At 68.5% G+C, this 23,988-nt stretch carries 2 protein-coding genes (1 of these 2 cut by a window edge); both read left to right on the forward strand.

The features are described from left to right. Window positions 1-85 precede the first annotated feature (85 nt). Entirely contained in the window at window positions 86-22,438 is a 22,353-nt protein-coding gene (locus tag CCOS865_RS17585) for a non-ribosomal peptide synthase/polyketide synthase (RefSeq protein ID WP_119143116.1), read from the forward strand. Next, window positions 22,435-23,988: the 5' portion of a non-ribosomal peptide synthetase gene (locus CCOS865_RS17590; protein ID WP_119143119.1), read on the forward strand. The gene runs 9,771 nt beyond the window's last position; only the first 1,554 of its 11,325 coding nucleotides appear in the window; the start codon lies at window positions 22,435-22,437; its stop codon lies off the right edge, out of view. Before CCOS865_RS17585 ends, CCOS865_RS17590 begins: the two co-directional genes overlap by 4 nt.

The raw sequence follows: 23,988 nt of genomic DNA on the forward strand, positions 1-23,988 counted from the left end.
TGTCCCCGGTTCCCCTGTCAGCCCCTGCGGTCACGATCCTTTAGCTTCTTGCCCACTTCCGATTGGCAAAGCAGGATGCTTACCGATGCACTTCAGCGAACTGATGGCTGCACTCTCCACCCGCCCGATCCGCCTCCAGCGCGAACACCAGGACCTGATCGTCCTCGGTGACGAGGAGACGCTCGACGACACCTTGTGGGAGGCACTGTCGAGGCACAAGCCTGCGTTGCTGGAGATGCTCGCCACGCGCGACGGCGACTGGCTCAGCCCGGCGTTCAAGATCACCCCGGACATGCTGCCGCTGGTCCAGCTCGACCAGGGCGCCATCGACCGCATCGTCGCCAGCGTGCCGGGCGGCGCCGCCAACGTGCAGGACATCTACCCGCTGGCGCCGCTGCAGCAGGGCATGCTCTACGAGCACCTGTCGGCCAGCGCCGGCGACCCGTACCTGTCGCAGGTGCAGCTGCGCTTCGCCAGCGAGGCGCACCTGGAGGCCTTCGCCACGGCCCTGCAATGGGTTATCCAGCGTCACGACATCCTGCGCACGGCGTTGCACTGGCAGTACCTCGACACGCCGGTGCAAGTGGTCTGGCGCGAAGCGACGCTGGTGCGTGAGGCGGTGGCGGTGTCTGGCGCTGACCCGCTGGCCGCGCTGCGCACGCGCTTCGATGCCCGCCACTATCGCCTGGACCTCAGCCAGGCGCCATTGATGCAGCTGATGCACACCCGCGGCGAGGGCGAGCAATGGCTGGCCTTGCTGCTGTTCCACCACACGGTGATGGACCACACCGCCCTGGACATCGTCCGTCGCGAGATCCAGGCGTGCCTAGCCGGCGAGCACGCCCAGCTGAGTGCACCGATGCCGTTTCGCAACGTCCTCGCCGCGGCCCGCCTGGCCCATGACGAGCGCGCCCACGAGCGGTTCTTCCGCGAGATGCTGGCCGACATCGACGAGCCGACCCTGGCCTTTGGCCTGGCCCATATCGGCGAACGCCGGGTCGAAGAAGCGCGGCAGATGCTTGCGCCGGCCCTCAGCCAGCGCCTGCGCGCCCAGGCCCGCCAGCTCGGGGTCAGCCCGGCGAGTGTCCTGCACCTGGGCTTTGCCCGCCTGATCGGGCAGCTGTCGGCCCGCCAGGCGGTGGTGTTCGGCAGCGTGCTGCTCGGGCGCATGACCACGGGCGAAGGCGGCGAGCAGGCGCTGGGCATGTTCATCAATACCTTGCCGCTGCGCATCGACCTCGGTCAGCACGCGGTGCGTGATGCACTGCTGGCCACGCACCTGCGCCTGAGCGCCTTGCTCGGCCACGAGCAGGCGCCGCTGGCCCTGGCCCAGCGCTGCAGCGGTGTCGCCGCGCCGGCGCCGTTGTTCAACGCCATGCTCAACTACCGGCACAGTGATGTCGGCGATGCCGCCGAGGTCATCGCGGTGGCGCCGGGCATCGATATCGTCGGCGCCGAGGAGCGCACCGACTACCCGCTGACGGTCAGTGTCGACGACCTCGGCGACGACCTGCGCCTGACTATCCAGACCCTGCCGGAATGGGGCGCGGCGCGCCTCGGCGAGCAACTGCAACAGGTGCTCGTGAGCGTAATCGACGCGTTGGAGTCGAACCCGACGGCGCCCCTGCAAGGGCTCGCGGTGCTGCCGGCCGATGAGCGTGAACAGGTGCTGGAAGGCTTCAACCGCCACGCCCAGGCCTATGCGCAGTGGCAGACCGTGCACGCCTTGGTCGAGGCCCAGGCGGCACGTGCGGCCGAGGCGGTGGCCGTGGCCCAGGCCGGCGAAGTGCTGAGCTATGGCGAACTGAACCGGCGGGCCAACCAGTTGGCCCATCACCTGATTGCGCGTGGTGTGCAGTGCGGCGATCGAGTCGCGCTGTGCCTGCCGCGCACCTGCGAACGCGTCGTGGCGCTGCTGGCGGTGCTCAAGGCGGGCGCTGCCTATGTGCCGGTCGATCCGAGCTATCCGGCGGAGCGTATCGCGTATCTGCTGGCCGACAGTGCGCCGGCCCTGGTGCTGTCCGTGTCGAGCCTTGACGGCTTGCCCGAGGGCGCACCGCGCCTGGACCTGGACCTGCCGGGTGCCTATGCGGCGGCCGAGAACAATCCGCAGGTGGTTGGGCTGGATGATCGCCAGTTGGCCTATGTGGTCTACACGTCCGGCTCCACCGGCCAGCCAAAAGGGGTCATGGTCGAGCACCATACCCTGGCCAACCTGGTGCATTGGCACTGCCAAGCGTTCGCACTGGATGCTCGATCACAGACCTCCAGCGTCGCCGGTTTCGGCTTCGACGCCATGGCCTGGGAAGTCTGGCCGGCGCTGTGCGCGGGCGCTGCGCTGCACTTGCCGCCCGCGCAGATCGGCAACGAGCACGTCGACGAACTGCTCGACTGGTGGCTGGAGCAACCTCTGAACGTCAGCTTCCTGCCCACCCCGGTGGCTGAGCAAGCCTTGCGCCGTGACCGCCAGCACCCGACGTTGCGCACGCTGCTGGTCGGCGGTGATCGCCTGCGGCAGTTCGACCGCGACCCCGGTTTTGCTCTGGTCAACAACTATGGCCCCACCGAAACCACGGTCGTCGCGACCTCCGGGCAGATGACACCGGGCGGCGCGCTGCATATCGGCCAACCGATCGCCAACACCCGCGTCTATGTGCTGGACGAAGGCCTCCAGCCGGTCCCTGTTGGCGTCACCGGCGAGCTGTACATCGGCGGCGCACAGGTAGCGCGTGGCTACCTGAACCGCCCCGAACTGACCGAGGAACGCTTCCTCGCCGACCCGTTCAGCAGTGAACGGGCTGCCCGCATGTACCGTAGCGGCGACCTGGTGCGCTGGAACCCGGACGGCACCCTGGACTACCTGGGCCGTAATGATGACCAGGTGAAGATCCGTGGCGTGCGCGTCGAACTGGGCGAGATCGAAGCGGCCCTGGCGGCTCAGCCCGGCATCCGCGATGCCGTGGTGCTGGTCCGTGGCGAGCGTCTGCTGGCCTGGTTCACCGAATCCGCCCCGGTGGAGATCGACACCCTGCGCCAAGCGTTGCAGGCCAGCCTGCCTGCACACCTGCTGCCGCAGGCGTTCATCCGTCTGGATGAACTGCCGTTGACCAGTCACGGCAAGCTCGATCGCCGTGCCTTGCCGCAACCTGACCCGGCGCTGCTGCTCGGCCAGGCCTACGAGGCGCCGCTCGGCCAGACGGAACAGGCAATGGCGGCCATTTGGGCCGAGGTGCTTGGCGTCGAGCGGGTAGGGCGACATGACAACTTCTTCGAACTCGGCGGCCATTCGCTGCTGGCGGTGACCCTGGTCGAGCGCATGCGCAAGGCCGGCCTGTCGGCGGATGTGCGCGTGCTGTTCGCCCAGCCGACCCTGCTCGCCCTGGCGGCAGCGGTCGGTACCGGGCGTGAGGTCGAGGTACCGGCAAACCGTGTTCCCCAGGATGCCGAGCGGATTACTCCGGAGATGCTCAGCCTGATCGAACTGGACCCGTCCAGCATCGAGCAGATCGTCGCCACGGTGCCCGGTGGCGCCGCCAATGTGCAGGAAATCTACCCGCTGGCACCGTTGCAGGAAGGCATTCTCTACCATCACCTGAGTGCCGAGCAGGGCGACCCGTACCTGCTGCAGACCCGCCTGGCGTTCGACAGCGTCGAACGGCTGCTGGCCTGGGCCGGCGCCCTGCAGCAGGTGATCGATCGGCACGACATCCTGCGCACCTCGGTGGTGTGGCAGGGGCTGGCGCAGCCGGTGCAGGTGGTCTGGCGCACGGCCGAACTGGCACTGGTCGAAGTCGATGACCTGGTCAGCGACCCGCAGGCCGCGCGCATCGACCAGTTGCAGGCGCGTTTCGATGCCCGTCATTACCGCCTGGACCTCGCCCAGGCGCCGCTCACGCGGCTGGTCTACAGCCTCGATCCGCTCAACCGGCAGGTGGTGGCGATCCTGCTGTTCCATCACCTGACCCTCGACCACACGGCGATGGACGTGGTTGCCCGCGAGATGCGTGCGTTGTTGTTCGGCCAGGCGCACACGCTGCCTGCGCAAGTGCCCTACCGCAATTACGTAGCCCAGGCGCGCCTGGGTGACCAGGCCGGGCACGAGGCGTTTTTCCGCGAGATGCTCGCGGATGTCGAAGAGCCGACCTTGCCCCTGGGCTTTGCCGACGTGCAGGGCGATGGCCGGGGCATCGAGCAGGCGCAGTTGGCATTGCGCAGCGCGCTGGCCGGCCGCGTGCGCGAGCAGGCCCGGCAACGTGGGGTCAGCGCCGCCAGCCTGATGCACCTGGCCTGGGCGCGGGTGCTCGGGGTGCTGGCCAATCGCCGCGACGTGGTCTTCGGCACCGTGCTGATGGGCCGCCTGCAGGGCGGCGAGGGTGCCGACCGGGCACTCGGGATGTTCATCAACACCTTGCCATTGCGGGTCGACACCGGCGCCTCGGTGGGCGCCGCCGTGGGTGCCACGCACCAGCGCTTGTCGGCCCTGCTGGGCCACGAACACGCGCCCCTGGCGCTGGCCCAGCGTTGCAGTGGCGTGGCCGCGTCGGCGCCACTGTTCAGTGCCTTGCTCAACTACCGCCACAGCGCCGGCGATGCGCCGCGCGAGGGCGAGGGCATCTGGCAGGGCGTGCGCCTGCTCGGTGGCGAGGAGCGCAGCAACTACCCGCTGACCCTCAGCGTCAATGACCATGGCGACGGCTTCAGCTTCAGCGTGCTGGCGGTCGACGGCATCGGTGCCGCGCGGGTCGCCGCGTGGATGGGCCAGGCAGTGGCTGAACTGGTGCAGGCGCTGGAACAGGGCTTGGGCAGCAAGGTCGACTGCCTGCCGATCCTGGATGTCGACAGCCGTCGGCAACTGCTCGAAGGCTTTAATCAAGAGGCTCAGGCTTATCCTAAGGGGCAGACCGTGCATGCCTTGGTCGAGGCCCAAGCAGCGCGTTCGCCCGAGGCGGTGGCGCTGGTCCAGGCCGGCAAGGTGCTGAGCTATGGCGAGCTGAACCCGCGGGCCAACCAGTTGGCCCATCACCTGATCGCGCGCGGTGTGCAGTGCGGCGATCGCGTCGCGCTGTGCCTGCCGCGCACCTGCGAGCGCGTGGTGGCGCTGTTGGCGGTGCTCAAGGCTGGCGCTGCCTATGTACCGGTCGATCCGAACTATCCGGCGGAGCGAATCGCCTATCTGCTGGCCGACAGTGCGCCGGCCCTGGTGCTGTCCGTGTCGAGCCTTGAAGGCTTGCCCGAGGGCGCACCGCGCCTGGACCTGGATCAGCCGGGTGCCTACGCGGCAGCCGAGAACAATCCGCAGGTGGTTGGGCTGGATGATCGCCAGTTGGCCTATGTGGTCTACACGTCCGGCTCCACCGGCCAGCCAAAAGGGGTGATGGTCGAGCACCATACCCTGGCCAACCTGGTGCATTGGCACTGCCAAGCGTTCGCACTGGATGACCAGGCACAGACCTCCAGCGTCGCGGGCTTTGGCTTCGACGCCATGGCCTGGGAAGTCTGGCCGGCACTGTGCGCGGGCGCTGCGCTGCACTTGCCGCCCGCGCAGATCGGCAACGAGCACGTCGACGAACTGCTCGACTGGTGGCTGGAGCAACCTCTGAACGTCAGCTTCCTGCCCACCCCGGTGGCTGAGCAAGCCTTGCGCCGTGACCGCCAGCACCCGACGTTGCGCACGCTGCTGGTCGGCGGTGATCGCCTGCGGCAGTTCGACCGCGACCCCGGTTTTGCTCTGGTCAACAACTATGGCCCGACCGAAACCACCGTCGTCGCAACCTCTGGGCAACTGACGCCGGGCGGCGCGCTGCATATTGGTCAACCTATCGCCAACACCCGCGTCTATGTGCTGGACGAAGGCCTGCAGCCCGTACCGGTAGGGGTCACTGGCGAGCTCTACATCGGCGGTGCGCAAGTCGCCCGTGGCTACCTCAACCGTCCCGAGTTGACCGAGGAACGCTTCCTCGCCGACCCGTTCAGCGCCGAACCGGCTGCCCGCATGTACCGCAGCGGCGACCTCGTGCGCTGGAATGCGGACGGCACCCTGGACTACCTCGGCCGCAACGATGACCAGGTGAAGATCCGCGGCGTACGCGTCGAACTGGGCGAGATCGAAGCGGCCCTGGCGGCCCAGCCGGGCATCGCCGATGCCGTGGTGCTGGTGCGTGGCGAGCGCCTGCTGGCCTGGTTCACCGAATCCGCCCCGGTCGATCTCGACACCCTGCGCCAAGCGTTGCAGGCGAGCCTGCCTGCACACCTGCTGCCCCAGGCGTTCATCCGCCTGGATGAACTGCCGCTGACCAGCCACGGCAAGCTCGACCGCCGTGCCTTGCCCGAACCCGATCCAGCCTCGCTGCTCGGCCAGGCCTATGAGGCGCCACTGGGCGAGACGGAGCAGGCGATGGCCGCGCTCTGGGCCGAGGTGCTTGGCGTCGAGCGGGTAGGGCGCCACGACAACTTCTTCGAGCTCGGTGGCCACTCGCTGCTGGCGGTGACCCTGGTCGAGCGCATGCGCAAGGCCGGCCTGTCGGCCGATGTCCGCGTGCTGTTCAGCCAGCCGAGCGTGGCCGCCCTGGCGGCGACGTTGGGCCAGGGTCGCCAGGTCAGCGTGCCGGCCAACCGCATCCCGGCCGGCTGCACGCAGATCACCCCAGACCTGCTCAGCCTGATCGAACTCGACCCGGTCACCCTGGGGCGCATCGTCGCCACGGTCCCGGGCGGTGCCGCCAACGTGCAGGACATCTACCCGCTGGCGCCGTTGCAGGAGGGTATTCTCTACCACCACCTGAGCGCCGTCGGTCACGACCCGTACCTACTGCAATGGCGCCTGGTCTTCGACAGCCCGGCACGCCTGCACGCTTTCGCCGGCGCGCTGCAACAGGTCATTGCCCGGCATGACATCCTGCGTACCGCCGTGCTCTGGGACGGCCTGGCCCAGCCGGTGCAGGTGGTCTGGCGTACGGCCGAGCTGCCGGTCATCGAGCACGGCAGCGACAGCGGCGCGGGCACCCTCGACCTGAGCCAGGCTCCGCTGATCCGCCTGCTGCACCGTCAGGCTGCAGCCACCTCGCGAGTCGAGGCCACCCTGCAATTCCACCACATCGCCATCGACCACACCGCCATCAAGCGGGTGCTGGAGGAGATGCGCGACCACCTGCGAGGTCACGGCCAACCGACCCAGCCGGCAGTGCCTTACCGCAACTACGTGGCCCAGGCGCGCCTGGGCATCAGCGAAGCCGAGCACGAGGCGTTCTTCCGTGCGCAACTGGCGGACATCGACGAACCGACCTTGCCGTTCGGCCTGAGCGAGGCCAGCGAGCCCGCTTCGGCCATCGAACAGGCCACGCTCGCCGTCGACCCGGCCTTGTACCCGCGCCTGCGCCGTCAGGCCCAGTTGCTCGGTGTGAGCGCCGCAAGCCTGCTGCACCTGGCCTGGGCGCAGTGGCTGGCGGTGACCAGTGGCACCCACCGGGTGGTCTTCGGCACCGTATTGCTCGGCCGCCTGCAGGGCGGCGCCGGCGCCGACCGTGCGCTGGGGCTGTTCATCAACACCCTGCCACTGCGCCTGGACCTCGACGGCCTGGGTGTGCGAGAAGGCGTGCGGGTCACCCACCAGCGCCTCAGCGCCTTGCTCGCCCACGAGCACGCGTCGCTGGGCCTGGCCCAGCGTTGCAGCGGTGTGCAGGCGCCGACGCCCTTGTTCAGCGCCATTCTCAATTACCGCCATGGCGCCAGTGCCGACGAGCAACAGGCCCAGCGCGACGTGCTGGAAGGGGTCGAGACCCTGCCCAGCGGCGAGCACGGCCATTACCCGTTGAGTGTCAACGTCGACGACCTCGGCGACGGCATGCGCCTGACCGCCCAGGTCACCTCGCGGATTGGCGCAGCGCGGGTCTGCGCGCAACTGGAGCAGGTCCTCAGCGGCCTGGTCCAGGCCCTCGAAGTGCAGCCCGAGCGGCCGCTCTGGCAACTGCCGGTGATCGCCCCGCAAGAGCGTCAGCAACTGCTGGTCGCGAGCAACCAGACGGCCGTCGCGCATGACCTGCAGCAGCCGCTGCACGCGCTGTTCGAGGCGCAGTGCCAGCGCACGCCGAATGCCCTGGCCGTGATGGCCGAGGACGGCAACCTGAGCTATCGCCAGCTCGAAGAGCAGGCCAACCGCCTGGCGCACCACTTGGTCGGCCTGGGGGTCAAGCCGGACGATCGGGTAGCGATCTGTGTCGAACGGGGCCTGCCGATGGTGGTTGGCCTGCTGGCCATTCTCAAGGCCGGCGGTGCCTATGTACCGGTCGACCCGGGTTACCCGGCCGAACGCATCGGCCACATGCTGCTCGACAGCGCGCCGCTCGCGGTGCTGGTGCAAGCCTCTACACGTGCCTTGGCAGAGGCCACTCACGTGCCGCAGGTCGACCTCGACCTACCCAGCTGGCACCGCTTGCCGGCCACCCGGCCAGTGGTTGCCGGGCTGACACCTGAACACCTGGCCTATGTCATCTATACCTCCGGCTCCACCGGCCAGCCCAAGGGCGTGATGGTCGAGCACCGCAGTGTGGTCAACCTGGTCAAATGGAGCGCAGGGCTGTGCCCGCCGGGCGCCCAGGCGGCGCTGCTGCACAAGACCCCGATCAGCTTCGATGCCTCGGTGTGGGAGCTGTTCTGGCCGTTGTGCAGCGGCCTGCGGCTGGTCCTGGCGCGGCCGGACGGGCAGCGCGATCCGCACTACCTGGCAGAGGTGATCGAGGCCCGCCAGGTCAGCGTGGTGCAGTTCGTCCCGGCGCTGCTCCAGCAGTTCCTCGAGCAGCCCGCCAGTGCGCGCTGCACCAGCCTCACCGACATCGTCTGCGGTGGCGGCGAGCTGACCGAGGCGCTGGCGGCGCAGGTACGCCGGCAACTGCCGCAGGTACGCCTGCACAACGTCTATGGGCCCACCGAGGCGACGGTCGACTGCAGTGTCTGGACCCTGCCGGCAGACGCGCCGCTGCCGCGCGGCACGCTGCCGATTGGCCGGCCGATCGACAATACCCAGCTGTACGTACTGGACGCCCATGACCAGCCGCTGCCGTGGGGGGTGATCGGCCACCTGCACATCGGCGGCGCTGGCTTGGCGCGGGGTTACCTGGGCTTGCCGGAGCAGCAGGCCGAGCGCTTCATCGCGTGCCCATGGCTGCCTGGCGAGCGCCTGTACCGCAGCGGCGACCTGGTGCGCCAGGGCGAAGACGGTACCCTGCACTTCATCGGGCGCAACGACCAGCAGATCAAGCTGCGCGGCCTGCGCATCGAGCCGGGCGAGATCGAAGCCGCCCTGACACGCCAGCCCGGCGTGCGCGAAGCGGTGGTGCGGGTGCATGACGACGCCGTCAGCGGGCCACGCCTGGTCGCCTACCACACGGGGGCGGCACAGGCGCTGGAGACCCTGCGCCAGGCGCTGCTGGCCCAGTTGCCGGAGTACATGGTGCCGGCGCTGTTCATCCACCTCGATGCGCTGCCGCTGACACCCAATGGCAAGCTCGACCTGCAGGCGCTGCCGGCACCCGATGCCGCACACCTGCAACGGCGGGCCTATGAACCGGCGCAAGGCGAGACCGAAACGCTGCTGGCGCGGCTGTGGGCCGAGCTGCTCGGCGTCGACAACGTCGGCCGCCATGACAACTTCTTCGAGCTGGGCGGCCACTCGTTGCTGGCGGTCAGCCTGACCGCACGTTTGCGCCTGGAAGGCCTGCAAGTCGATGTGCGCACGCTGTTCGGCCAGCCCACCGTGGCGGCGCTGGCGGCCACCCTGGGGCGCGATCAGCAGGTCGAGGTGCCGGCCAACCGCATCCCGGCCGACTGCACGCGGATCACCCCGGCGATGCTCAGCCTGATCGACCTCGACCCGGCCGCCATCGAGCGCATCGTTGCCACGGTGCCGGGCGGCGCCGCCAATGTGCAGGACATCTACCCCCTCGCGCCGTTGCAGGAGGGCATTCTCTACCACCACCTCAGCGCGCCGGAGCATGACCCGTACGTGCTGCACTCGCGGCTGAGCTTCGACAGCCTGGCGCGGCTGCAGGCGTTTGCCGCGGCGTTGCAGAAGGTCATCGACCGCCATGACGTGTTGCGCACCGCCGTGCTCTGGGAGGGCCTGGCGCAGCCGCTGCAAGTGGTCTGGCGCCAGGCTGAGCTGCAGGTGCTGGAGGGTCAGGAGGCTGACGGCCACTTCGACCTGAGCCAGGCCCCACTGATGCGCCTGCGCTTCACCGCGCAGGCTGACAGCCCACGGCTGGACGCCGTGTTGCAGTTCCACCACATGGTCCTCGACCACACCGCGCTGGAGGTGGTCGCCGAGGAGCTGGCCGGGTACCTGCAGGGCGCACCAGCGCCACGCCACGCGTCGGTCCCGTATCGCAACTATGTGGCCCAGGCCCGCCTGGGCATGAGCCAGGCCGAGCACGAGGCCTTCTTCAGGTCGCAACTGGCTGACATCGACGCGCCGACCTTGCCGTTCGGCCTCAGCGACGTGCAGGGCGATGGTCGCGACATGCAGGAGGTCAAGCTGCCGCTGCCAGGCCCGCTGGCGTTGCGCTTGCGCCGTCAGGCGCGGCAGCTGGGCATCAGTGTCGCCAGCTTGTTCCAACTGGCCTGGGCCCGTGTGCTGGGCGCCGCCAGCGGCCAGGACCGCGTGGTCTTCGGCACCGTGCTGCTCGGCCGTCTGCAAGGCGGTGAGGGCGCCGAACGGGCGCTGGGGATGTTCATCAACACCTTGCCGCTGCGCGTCGACCTGGCGGATGTCAGCCTGCGCGAGGGTGTGCAGGCGGTGCACCAGGGGCTGAGCGCGCTGCTCGCCCACGAGCACGCCTCGCTGGCCCTGGCCCAGCGCTGCAGCGGGGTGGCGGCGCCGCTGCCGCTGTTCAGCGCGATGCTCAACTACCGCCATGGCGGCGAGGCGACGGCCGAGCAGCGCCAGGCCTGGCAGGGCATCGAGGTGATCGAGGGCAAGGAGCGCACCAACTACCCGCTGAGCCTCAACGTCGATGACCTCGGCGAGGGCTTCCGCCTGGTGGCGATGACGCCGGCGCACATCGGCGCCGCACGGATCTGCGGGCAGATGAGCCAGGTGCTGGAGGCACTGGTCGAGGGCCTGGAGCAGCAGCCGGACAGGCCGTTGCAAGGTCTGCCGGTGCTGCAGGCGCAGGAGCGGCAGCGGGTGCTGGCTGGCTTCAACGATACGGCACGTGATTACGACCTCGAGCAGACCTTGCATGGGCTGATCGAGGCCCAGGTCGAGCGCAGCCCCGACGCGCTGGCAGTGCGTGGCGAGGAGGGCGAGCTGAGCTATCGGCAGCTCAACGAGCAGGCCAACCGATTGGCGCATCACCTGATCGGGCTTGGGGTGAAACCCGATGATCGGGTGGCGATCTGCGTCGAACGTGGCTTGTCGATGGTGGTCGGGTTGCTGGCCATTCTCAAGGCCGGTGGCGCCTATGTGCCGGTCGACCCGGATTACCCGGCCGAGCGTATTCGCCATATGCTCAGCGACAGTGCCCCGGTGGCGGTGCTGGTGCATGCCGCCACACGCGGTGTGACGGATACGGCGCAGGTCATCGATCTGGATCAGCCAAGCTGGCAGACGCAATCGGCTGCAAATCCACGGGTTGTAGGGCTGACACCGCGTCATCTGGCCTATGTGATCTACACCTCTGGCTCCACCGGCCTGCCCAAAGGCGTGATGAACGAGCACGCCGCCGTGGTTAACCGCTTGCTGTGGATGCAGGAAGCGTATGGCCTTGATGCCCAGGACGTGGTGCTGCAAAAGACCCCGTTCAGCTTCGACGTTTCGGTGTGGGAATTCCTCTGGCCGCTGCAGACCGGCGCCAAGCTGGTCATGGCGCGTCCCGGCGGCCATCGTGATCCTGAGTACCTGCGGCAGGTGATCCGTACCGAGGGTGTCAGCACGCTGCACTTCGTGCCGTCGATGCTGGATGTGTTCTTGGCTCACGGAGAAGCATCGGCCGACGGCCTCAAGCGCGTACTGTGCAGCGGTGAAGCACTACCGGGCAGCCTTGTCCGACGCTTCCACACGCAACTGCCAACGGTAGAGCTGCATAACCTGTATGGCCCAACCGAAGCGGCGGTGGACGTCAGTGCCTGGCACTGCATCGAGTCGCCGGACAACACGCCGATCGGCAAGCCCATCGCCAACACCACGCTGTACGTGCTGGATGCGCAAGGTCAACCGGTGCCACAAGGCGTGGCCGGCGAGCTGTACATCGGTGGCGTGCAGGTCGCTCGCGGTTACCTGAACCGCGCCGAACTGACCGCCGAACGCTTCATCGACGACCCGTTCAGCACCCGGCCGGATGCCAGGCTGTACCGCACCGGCGACCTGGCGCGGCACCTGGCCGACGGCAACCTGGAGTACCTGGGCCGTAACGATGACCAGGTGAAAATCCGTGGTCTGCGCATCGAACTGGGTGAGATCCAGGCCGGCCTGACGCGCATCGCCGGGGTCAAGGAGGCGGTGGTGCTGGCCCACGAACAACGCTTGGTGGCGTACTACACCGGCATTCCACAGCCGGTGGAAACGATGCGTGCAGCCTTGCTCGCACACCTGCCGGAGTTCATGGTCCCGGCGCTGTTCATGCACCTGGAGTCCTTGCCACTGAGCCCCAACGGCAAGCTCGACCGCAAGGCCCTGCCAGCTCCAGGCCTAGACGCACTGCAAGAACGTCCGTACGAAGCGCCCGAAGGCGACACCGAAATCCTCCTGGCGCAGCTCTGGCGTGAGCTGCTGGGCGTCGAGCGGGTAGGCCGAAACGACAACTTCTTCGAACTGGGCGGCCACTCGCTGCTGGCCGTGAGCCTGACCTCGCGCCTGCGCCAAGCCGGTCTGCAAGCCGATGTCCGCGTGTTGTTCGGCCAGCCGACCTTGGCCGCGCTGGCGGCCGCGGTCGGCGGCGAAGCCCCGATCGTGGTGCCCGCCAATCGCATCAGCGCCGAGTGCACGCACATCACCCCGGACCTGCTGCCCCTGGCTGATCTGACCCAGGAGGCCATCGACAGTCTGGTCGCCGCCGTCCCCGGTGGCGTCTCCAACGTCCAGGACATCTATGCCCTGGCCCCGCTGCAACAGGGCATTCTCTACCACCACCTGGCCAGCGAAGGCGCCGACCCGTACGTGCTGCAAGCACGCTTCGCGTTTGCCGGGCAGGCTGAGCTGGACGCCTTCATCGCGGCGCTCAACCAGGTCATCGCCCACCACGACATCCTGCGCACCAGCCTCCACTGGCAAGGGCTGGACGAAGCGGTGCAGGTGGTCTGGCGCGAAGCACGCCTGCAGCTCGGTACGCCGCGCGCCGACAACCGCCTCGACCTGACCCAGGCGCCGTTGCTGCACCTGAGCAGCAGCGTCGAGGACGGCCGTTTGCACGCGACCCTGTTGCTGCACCACATCCTCCTCGACCACACTGCCGTCGAGCAGTTGGTCGCCGAGCTCGGTGCCGCGCTGCAGGGCCAGGCGCCGCAACGGGCCAGCGTGCCGTACCGCAACTACGTCGCTCAGGCGCGGCTGGGCGCCGATGTCGCCGCCGACGAGGCGTTGTTCCGCGAGTTGCTCGGCGATATCGACGAGCCGACCGAGGCGTTTGGCCTGCGTGACACTCAAGGCGATGGCCGCGAGGTGCGCGAGAGCCGCCTGGCCCTGGACGACGCCCTGGCCGGCCGCCTGCGGGACCAGGCGCGTCAGCTCGGCATCAGCGTCGCCAGCCTGGTGCACCAGGCCTGGGGGCAAGTCCTGGCGCAGTTGTCCGGGCGTGAGGAGGTGGTGTTCGGCACCGTGCTGCTCGGTCGTCTGCGCGGCGGCGAGGGCGCTGAACGGGCCTTGGGCATGTTCATCAACACCCTGCCATTGCGCGTCAGCCGTGGCGCCACCGGCGCTGCCGAGGGCGTGCGCCTGACCCACCAGCGGCTGGCGCGGCTGCTCGCCCATGAGCAGGCCTCGTTGGCCCTGGCCCAGCGCTGCAGCGCCGTGCCGGCGTCGCAGGCGCTGTTCACCAGCCTGCTCAACTACCGCCACAGCGTGCCCAGCGACCCTCAGCACCGCGAGGCCTGGCAGGGTATCGAATCGCTCGGTGCGCATGAGCGCAGCAACTACCCGCTGGTGGTCAACGTCGATGACCTCGGCGCAGGCTTTGCCCTGACCGTGCAGGCCGTGCTTGAAGTGGACGGCGGGCGGGTCTGCCAGCTGCTGCAAACGGCGCTCGCCGCACTGGTCCAGGCCCTGGAACAGGACCCGGCCACGCCGCTGTACCGCGTCGGCTGCCTGTTGCCCGAGGAGCGCGAGCAGGTGCTGCACCAGTTCAACGCGACCCAGCGTGACTACCCGCGTACACACGCCGTGCACACGCTGTTCGAGGCCCACGCACGGTCCACGCCCGACGCCGTGGCAGTGGTCCACGGCGAGCGCCAGTGGACCTACCAGCAGCTCGACGCCCAGGCCAACCGCCTGGCGCATCATCTGCTGCAACTGGGCGTTGAGCCGGGGGAGCGGGTGGCGATCCTGCTGCCACGCTCGCCGGAGCTGCTGGCTGCGCAACTGGCGGCGAGCAAGTGCGGCGCGGTGTTCGTGCCGCTGGACGGCAATGCCCCGGTCGAGCGCCAGGCGTTCATGCTCGAGGACAGCCAAGCGGTCGTGCTGCTGACCCGCAGCGATGAGCACGCCGTTGGCACCGTGCGCCGGCTCGACCTCGATCAGCTCGCCCTGAGCGGCGCTTCAGCCGAGGCTCCAGGCCCTGCGGTGGCGGCCACCCAGGCGGCTTACATCATGTACACCTCCGGCTCGACCGGCACGCCCAAGGGCGTCCAGGTGCCGCACCAGGCCATCGTGCGCCTGGTGATCAACAACGGCTATGCCGCCTTCAGCGCCCAGGACCGTGTGGCCTTTGCCTCCAACCCGGCGTTCGACGCCAGCACCCTGGAAGTCTGGGCAGCGTTGCTCAACGGCGGCGCGGTGGTGGTGATCGACCAGGACCAGGTGCTGTCCCGCCCGGCCTTGTGCGAGGTGCTGCTGACGCAGCGGGTCAGCGTGCTGTGGCTGACCGCCGGGCTGTTCCATCAATACGCCGACGACCTGCTGCCGGCCCTGCGCCAGCTGCGCTACCTGTTGGTCGGCGGTGATGTGCTGGACCCGGCGGTGATCGCCCGGGTGCTGCGCCACGGTGCCCCCGCGCACCTGCTCAACGGCTACGGCCCGACCGAAGCCACCACCTTCACCACCACCCATGCCATCCTCGGCGTGGACGCGGCCAGCATCCCGATTGGCCGACCGATCGGCAATGCCCGCTGCTACGTGCTCGACAGCCACCAGCAGCCCCTGCCGGTGGGCGCGGTCGGTGAGCTTTACATTGCAGGCGACGGCCTTGCGCTGGGCTACCTGGGCCAGCCGCAACTGACCGCCGAGCGCTTCCTCGACGACCCGTTCAGTGACCAGCCCGGTGCGCGCATGTACCGCAGCGGCGACCGTGTGTGCTGGCAGGCCGACGGCAGCCTGCTGTACCTCGGCCGCGCCGACCAGCAGATCAAGCTGCGCGGCTTCCGTATCGAACTGGGCGAGATCGAAGCACGCCTGGGTCAGTGCGCAGGGGTGCGCGATGCCGTGGTGCAACTGCGCGAAGACACGCCGGGCGACAAGCGCCTGGTCGCCTACTTCACGGCCAATGCGCCGGCCCCGGCGATCACCGCGCTGCACGCCCAGTTGCAAGGGCAGTTGCCCGACTACATGCTACCAGCGGCCTACGTGTGCCTGGCTGAGCTGCCATTGACCGCCAATGGCAAGCTCGACCGCCGCGCCTTGCCGGCACCTGACCGCGACGCCGTGCTCAGCCGCGCCTTCGCCGCGCCGCAGGGTGAGGTGGAATGCACCCTGGCGGCGATCTGGGCTGAGCTGTTGAAGGTCGAACAGGTCGGTCGCCACGACCACTTCTTCGAGCTGGGCGGCCATTCACTGCTTGCCGTCAGTCTGGTCGAACGCATGCGCAAGGCCGGCTTGTCTGCCGATGTGCGGGTGCTGTTCGCCCAGCCGACCCTGGCCGCACTGGCGGCGGCGGTGGGCAGCGGGCGCGAGGTGCAGGTGCCGGCCAACCGTGTACCGGGCGACGCACAACGCATCACCCCGGACATGCTCAGCCTGATCGACCTCGACCAGGCGACCCTGGACCTGATCGTCGCCACGGTGCCGGGAGGTGCCGCCAACGTGCAGGAGATCTACCCACTGGCGCCGCTGCAGGAGGGCATTCTCTACCATCACCTGAGCGCCGAGCAGGGCGACCCGTACCTGCTGCAGTCGCGCCTGGCCTTCGACAGCGTTGCCCGCCTGCACAGCTGGTGCGCGGTGTTGCAGCAGGTCATCGACCGCCACGACATCCTCCGTACCGCGGTGCTCCACAACGGCTTGCTGCAGCCGGTGCAGGTGGTCTGGCGCCGCGCGCAACTGGCGCTGACGCCGATCAGCGGGCTCGCCGATGGCCCGGTCATCGATGCCCTGCAGGCGCGCTTCGACGCGCGCCATCAGCGCATCGACCTGGCCCAGGCGCCGCTGATGCGCCTGGTGTATGCCGAAGATCCGGCCAACCAGCGGGTGGTAGCGATCCTCCAGTTCCATCACTTGGCCCTCGACCACACCGCCATGGCGGTGATCGCCGAGGAGATGCAGGCATTGCTCAACGGGCGTGGCGAGCAACTGGCGGCGCCGGTGCCTTATCGCACCTATGTCGCCCAGGCGCGGCTGGGCGCCGATGACGCCGGCCACGAAGCGTTCTTCCGCGACATGCTCGGTGATCTCGATACGCCGACGCTGCCCTTCGGCCTGGCCGACGTGCAAGGTGATGGGGGGGCGGTCGAAGAAGTCCGTGAGCTGCTTGATCCGAGCCTCGCCCAGCGCCTGCGCGAGCAGGCCCGCCAGCGTGGGGTGAGCGCCGCAAGCCTGGCCCACCTGGCCTGGGCGCGGGTGCTCGGGGTGCTGGCCAACCGCAGTGACGTGGTTTTCGGCACCGTGCTGATGGGCCGTCTGCAGGGCGGTGAGGGCGCCGACCGGGCGCTGGGGGTATTCATCAATACCCTGCCGCTGCGCATCGATACCTCGGCGCCGGTCGGCGCAGCGCTGCGCGCCACCCATGGTCGGCTGTCGGCGTTACTCGGCCACGAACACGCGTCGCTGGCCCTGGCCCAGCGTTGCAGTGGCGTGCCGGCTTCGGCGCCGTTGTTCAGCGCCTTGTTCAACTACCGGCACAGCGCATTGGCCGCTCCGGTGGCGGGCGACCAGCGTCTTCAAGGGGTGCAGCTGCTCGGCGGTGAAGAGCGCAGCAACTACCCGTTGACCCTGAGTGTCGACGACCTGGGGCAAGGGTTTGCCCTGAGTGTGCAGGCACAGCAGGGGGTCGGCGCCGCGCGTATCGCCGGGTGGATGGCCGAGGCGCTGGCGCAGCTGGTGCAGGCGTTGGAAGCCGCGCCGGACACTGCGCTGGACGCCCTGCCGATCCTCGACACAGCGGCTCGCCGGCAGGTGCTCGAGGCATTCAACAGCACCGTCCAGGCGCATCCGCAGGGGCAGACGGTGCACGCACGGGTCGAAGCACGCGCTGCGCAGATGCCTGAAGCGGTGGCCGTGGTCCAGGCCGGGCAGGTGCTCAGCTATGGTGAGCTCAACCGCCGCGCCAACCGCCTGGCCCATCACCTGATCGGCCGTGGCGTCAAGGTCGGTGACCGGGTCGCGCTGTGCCTGTCGCGCAGCACCCAGCGCCTGGTCGGCCTGCTGGCGGTGCTCAAGGCCGGTGCGGCCTACGTGCCGGTGGACCCGGCCTATCCGGCCGAGCGCATCCGCTACCTGCTGGCCGACAGCGCGCCGCTGCTGGTGCTGACCGAGCACGATACCTCGGGGCTGGTCGGCGCGACGCCGCAGGTCGAGCTGGACCGCGCCGCCTGGCGCGGTGAGCCTGAGGGCAATCCGCAGGTGGCGGGGCTGGACGCACGGCAGCTGGCCTATGTCATCTATACCTCGGGTTCCACTGGCCAGCCGAAAGGCGTGATGGTCGAGCACCACACCTTGGCCAACCTGGTGCATTGGCACTGCCAGGCATTTGAGCTGGATCACCAGGCACAGACCTCGAGCGTCGCGGGCTTCGGCTTCGACGCCATGGCCTGGGAAGTCTGGCCGGCGCTGTGTGCGGGGGCTGCGCTGCACCTGCCGCCTGCCCAGATCGGCAACGAACACGTCGACGAACTGCTCGACTGGTGGCTGGAGCAACCGCTGCACGTCAGCTTCCTGCCGACCCCGGTGGCTGAACAAGCGTTGCGCCGTGATCGCCAGCACCCGACCTTGCGCACCCTGCTGGTCGGCGGTGATCGCCTGCGTCAGTTCGACCGCGACCCCGGTTTTGCCGTGGTCAACAACTATGGCCCGACCGAAACCACCGTCGTCGCGACCTCTGGGCAACTGACGCCGGGCGGTGCGCTGCATATCGGTCAACCGATCGCCAACACGCGTGTCTATGTGCTGGACGAAGGCCTCCAGCCCGTACCTGTCGGCGTCACTGGCGAGCTCTACATCGGCGGTGCGCAAGTAGCCCGCGGCTACCTGAACCGTCCCGATCTGACCGAGGAACGCTTCCTCGCCGACCCATTCAGCACCGAGCACGCTGCCCGCATGTACCGCAGCGGCGACCTGGTGCGCTGGAACGCGGACGGCACACTGGATTACCTGGGCCGCAACGATGACCAGGTGAAGATCCGCGGCGTACGCGTCGAACTGGGCGAAATCGAAGCGGCACTGGCGGCCCAGCCGGGCATCGTCGATGCCGTGGTGCTGGTGCGGGGCGAGCGTCTCCTGGCTTGGTACACCGAGCAGCAGCCAGTGCGCATCGAGGCGTTGCGCGAGGCCCTGCAAGCCAGCTTGCCGGCGCACCTGCTGCCCCAGGCCTTCACCCGCCTTCAGCAGTTGCCACTGACCAGCCACGGCAAGCTTGACCGCAAGGCCTTGCCAGAGCCGGACCTCGGCGCGCTGGTCGGCCAGGCCTACGCCGCGCCGCAAGGCAAGGTGGAAACCCTGTTGGCCGCTGTCTGGGCAGAGATGCTCGGGGTTGAGCGGGTAGGGCGCCACGACAACTTCTTCGAACTCGGCGGCCACTCGTTGCTGGCCGTGAGCCTGACTGCGCGACTCCGTCAGCAAGGCCTGAGCGTCGATGTGCGCACGCTGTTCGGCCAGCCGAGCGTGGCCGCGCTGGCGGCGACCCTCGGCCAAGGCCGCCAGGTCGAGGTGCCGGCCAACCGTATCGCGGTCGGCTGCAGCCGCATCACCCCGGACCTGCTCAGCCTGGTCACGCTGGACCAGGCCGCGATCGACCGAGTCGTCGCCACGGTGCCGGGTGGTGCCGCCAACGTGCAGGACATCTACCCGCTGGCTCCGTTGCAGGAGGGCATTCTCTACCACCACCTCAGCGCCGCCGAGCATGACCCCTATGTGCTGCAGACCGGCATGGCGTTTGCCAGCCGTGAACGCTTGCAGGCCTTCGCCGCCGCCCTGGCCAAGGGCGTCGCTCGGCATGACGTGCTGCGTACCGCCGTGCTCTGGGAAGGGCTCGAGCAACCGTTGCAGGTGGTCTGGCGACAGGCCGAGCCGCGGGTGATCGAAGTGGCGGGGCCGCAGGCGCTGGTGCAGCGCCTGCCGCTTGAGCAGGCACCGCTGATCGAGCTGGTGTACTGGCAGGACCCGCAAGGGCCGGGGCTGCTCGCCAGCCTGCGCTTCCACCATATCGTGCTCGACCACACCGCCCTGGAGGTGCTCGGCCACGAGCTGGTCGGTTACCTGCAAGGCGCCCCGGCCCCGGCACAACCGCCGGTGCCGTACCGCAACTACGTGGCCCAGGCCCGCCTTGGCGTCAGCGAGGGCGAGCACGAGGCGTTCTTCCGTGCGCAACTGAGCGATATCGACGAGCCGACCTTGCCGTTCGGCCTGAGCGACGTGCGCGGCGATGGTCGCGCCCTGGAAGAGGCGCAGCTGTGGTTGCAGGCCGACCTGGCCCAGCGCCTGCGCCAGGCTGCGCGGCAGCAGGGGATCAGCGTCGCCAGCCTGTTCCACCTGGCCTGGGCGCGCCTCCTGGGCGCCGCCAGCGGCCAGCACAGCGTGGTCTTCGGCACCGTGCTGCTTGGCCGTCTGCAAGGTGGCGAGGGCGCCGAACGGGCGCTGGGGATGTTCATCAACACCTTGCCGCTGCGCGTCGACCTGGCGGATGTCAGCCTGCGCCAGGCGGCGCAGGCGACCCATCAACGGCTCAGCGCGCTGCTCGCTCATGAGCACGCGTCGCTGGCCCTGGCCCAGCGCTGCAGTGGCGTGGTCGCGCCGGCGCCGCTGTTCAGCGCGATGCTCAACTACCGCCACGGCAGTGAGATCAACCCTGAGCAGCGCGAGGCACTGCTGGGGATCGACACGGGCGAGGGCAAGGAGCGCACCAACTACCCGCTCAATCTCAACGTCGATGACCTCGGCGAGGGCTTCCGGCTGGTGGCCCAGACGTCAGCCGGGGTCGGCGCGGCGCGGGTCTGTGGTCAGCTCAATCAAGTGCTCGAGGCCATGGCCGAGGCCCTTGAACAACAGCCGGAACTGCCGTTGCAGCGGTTGCCGGTGCTGCAGGACGCTGAGCGGCAGCGAGTCGTGTCGGGCTTCAACGATACGGCACGTGATTACGACCTCAAGCAGACCTTGCATGGGCTGATCGAGGCCCAGGTCGAGCGCAGCCCCGACGCACTGGCGGTGCGCGGGGAGGAGGGTGAGCTGAGCTATCGCCAGCTCAACGAGCAGGCCAACCGCTTGGCGCATCACCTCATCGGGCTTGGGGTGAAACCCGATGATCGAGTGGCGATCTGCGTCGAACGGGGTTTGTCGATGGTGGTCGGCTTGCTGGCCATTCTCAAAGCGGGTGGCGCTTATGTGCCGGTCGATCCGGATTACCCGGCCGAGCGTATTCGCCATATGCTCAGCGACAGTGCCCCGGTGGCGGTCCTGGTGCATGCCGCCACGCATCGTGTGACGGATTCAGCGCAAGTCATCGATCTCGATCAGCCAAGCTGGCAGGCGCAATCGGCTGCCAACCCTCGGGTTGTTGGGCTGACACCGCGTCATCTGGCTTACGTGATCTACACCTCGGGCTCTACTGGCCTGCCCAAGGGCGTGATGAACGAACACGCCGCCGTGGTCAACCGCCTGCTGTGGATGCAGGAGGCCTACGGTCTTGATGCCCAGGACGTGGTGCTGCAAAAGACTCCGTTCAGCTTCGACGTTTCGGTGTGGGAATTCCTCTGGCCGCTGCAGACCGGCGCGAAGCTAGTCATGGCACGCCCAGGTGGCCATCGTGACCCGGAGTACCTGCGTCAGGTGATCCGTGCCGAGGGTGTCAGCACGCTGCACTTCGTGCCGTCGATGCTGGATGTGTTCTTGGCTCACGGAGAAGCATCGGCCAACGGCCTCAAGCGCGTACTGTGCAGCGGTGAAGCACTACCGGGCAGCCTTGTCCGACGTTTCCACACGCAACTGCCAACGGTAGAGCTGCATAATCTGTATGGCCCAACCGAAGCGGCCGTCGACGTCAGTGCCTGGCACTGCGTCGAGTCGCCGGACAACACGCCGATCGGCAAGCCCATCGCCAACACCACGCTGTATGTGCTGGATGCGCAAGGCCAGCCGGTGCCTCAGGGCGTGGCCGGCGAGCTGTACATCGGTGGCGTGCAGGTCGCTCGCGGTTATCTGAACCGCGCCGAACTGACTGCCGAGCGCTTCATCGACGACCCGTTCAGCTCGCGGCCGGATGCGAAGCTGTACCGCACCGGCGACCTGGCACGGCACCTCGCCGACGGCAACCTGGAGTACCTGGGTCGTAACGATGACCAGGTGAAAATCCGTGGCCTGCGTATCGAACTGGGTGAAATCCAGGCGGGCCTCACCCGCATCGCCGGGGTCAAGGAGGCTGTAGTCCTGGCCCACGAACAACGCTTGGTGGCGTACTACACCGGCATTCCACAGCCGGTGGAAACGCTGCGTGCAGCCTTGCTCGCACACCTGCCGGAGTTCATGGTCCCGGCGCTGTTCATGCACCTGGAGTCCTTGCCACTGAGCCCCAACGGCAAGCTGGACCGCAAGGCCCTGCCAGCCCCAGGTCTCGACGCGCTGCAAGAACGTGCCTACGAGGCGCCCGAAGGCGACACCGAAATCCTCCTGGCGCAACTCTGGGGTGAACTGCTGGGCGTTGAGCGGGTAGGCCGAAACGACAACTTCTTCGAACTGGGCGGCCACTCGCTGCTGGCCGTGAGCCTCACTTCGCGGCTGCGCCAGGAAGGCTTGGAAGCCGATGTCCGCGCGCTGTTCGAACAACCCACGCTGGCGGGCTATGCAGCCATCACAGACAGAATGGAGATCGTCCTGTGAGTGTTAACCAATTACTTGAAACCCTGGCAGCCCACAATGTGCAACTCGCGCTCAAGGACGGCCAGCTGGTGGTCCAGGGCAATCGCCAGGCGTTGACCGATGCCAGCCTGGTGGCGCGCCTGCGCGAGCACAAGCCGGCACTGCTGGCGATGATCGAAAGCGGCGAATACATGGCCGTGAAGCAGGGCGCGGTACAGGTACCGGGCAACCTGATCGGGCCCGGCTGCACGCGGATCACGCCGCAGCTGGTGAACCTGATCGACCTCGACCAGGCCACCCTCGACCGAATCGTCGCCTGCATCCCCGGTGGCGCGGCCAATGTGCAGGACATCTACCCGTTGGCACCGCTGCAGCAGGGCATGCTGTTCCACCACGCCAGCGCCACCGACCATGACCCGTACGTGATGCAGGCGCGCTTCGTGTTTGCCAGCGAAGCGCGCTTGCAGGCGTTCGCCGATGCCCTACGCGGTGTGGTCGCGCGCCACGACATCCTGCGCACCTCGGTCCACTGGCAAGGCCTGGAAACCCCGGTGCAAGTGGTCTGGCGAGAAGCTGAACTGCAGGTGCTGGGGTTGCCCGAGAACGACCCGGACCGTGCCCGGCTCGACCTGACCCAAGCCCCACTGATCCGCCTGCTGCGTGAGCCCGCCCAGGCCGATGGCAAACTGAGCGCCACGTTGCAGTTCCACCATATCGCCATGGACCACAGTGCCCTGGATGTGGTCCGCCACGAGTTGATCGCCTTCCTGACCGGGGAAGATCAGCACCTGGGTGCGCCGGTGCCGTTCCGCAACTACGTCGCGCAGGCGGTGCTGGGTATCAGCGAAGCGCAGCATGAGGCGTTCTTCCGCGAGATGCTCGGCGACATCGATGAATCGACCCTGGCCTATGGCATCCAGGACGTACAGGGCGATGGCGCGGAGCACAACGAGCATCAGCTCGACCTGTCGCTTGAACTGAACCTGCGCCTGCGGGCCTATGCCCGGGGGCAGGGCGTCAGTGTCGCCAGCCTGTTCCACCTGGCCTGGGGCCGGGTGCTGGGCGGCCTGACCGGGCGCTCGCAGGTGGTCTTCGGCACCGTGCTGATGGGCCGCCTGCAGGGCGCCGAGGCCACCGACCGGGCGCTGGGCATCTTCATCAATACGTTGCCGCTGCGGGTAGACCTGGGCGGCGTTGACCTGCCGACAGCGATCCGTGCCACCCACCAGCGGCTGAGCGCGCTGATGCGCCATGAACACGCGCCGCTGGCACTGGCCCAGCGCTGCAGCGGCGTGGCGGCGCCGGCGCCGCTGTTCAACGCGCTGCTCAACTATCGCCACAGCGCGGTGGCCGCCAGCGCACCGCGCCGTGCGGCACTGGCCGGCATCGACATCGTCGACTCGGCCGAGGCCACCAATTACCCGCTGACGCTCAGCGTCGATGACCTGGGCGAAGCCTTCCGCCTGACCTTGCTGGCCAGTGCCGAAGTGCCGGCGCAGCGTGTTTGCGCCTACCTGCAGCAGACCCTGGAAAGCCTGCTGGAGGCGCCGGGCGCACAGGTAGCGGGGCTC

This window comes from Pseudomonas reidholzensis, from assembly GCF_900536025.1.
GTDB classification, from domain to species: domain Bacteria; phylum Pseudomonadota; class Gammaproteobacteria; order Pseudomonadales; family Pseudomonadaceae; genus Aquipseudomonas; species Aquipseudomonas reidholzensis.

Bases quoted from the DNA above. Each gene is read 5' to 3' on its own strand.
- CCOS865_RS17585 (WP_119143116.1), top strand. From the start codon at position 86: ATGCACTTCAGCGAACTGATGGCTGCACTCTCCACCCGCCCGATCCGC.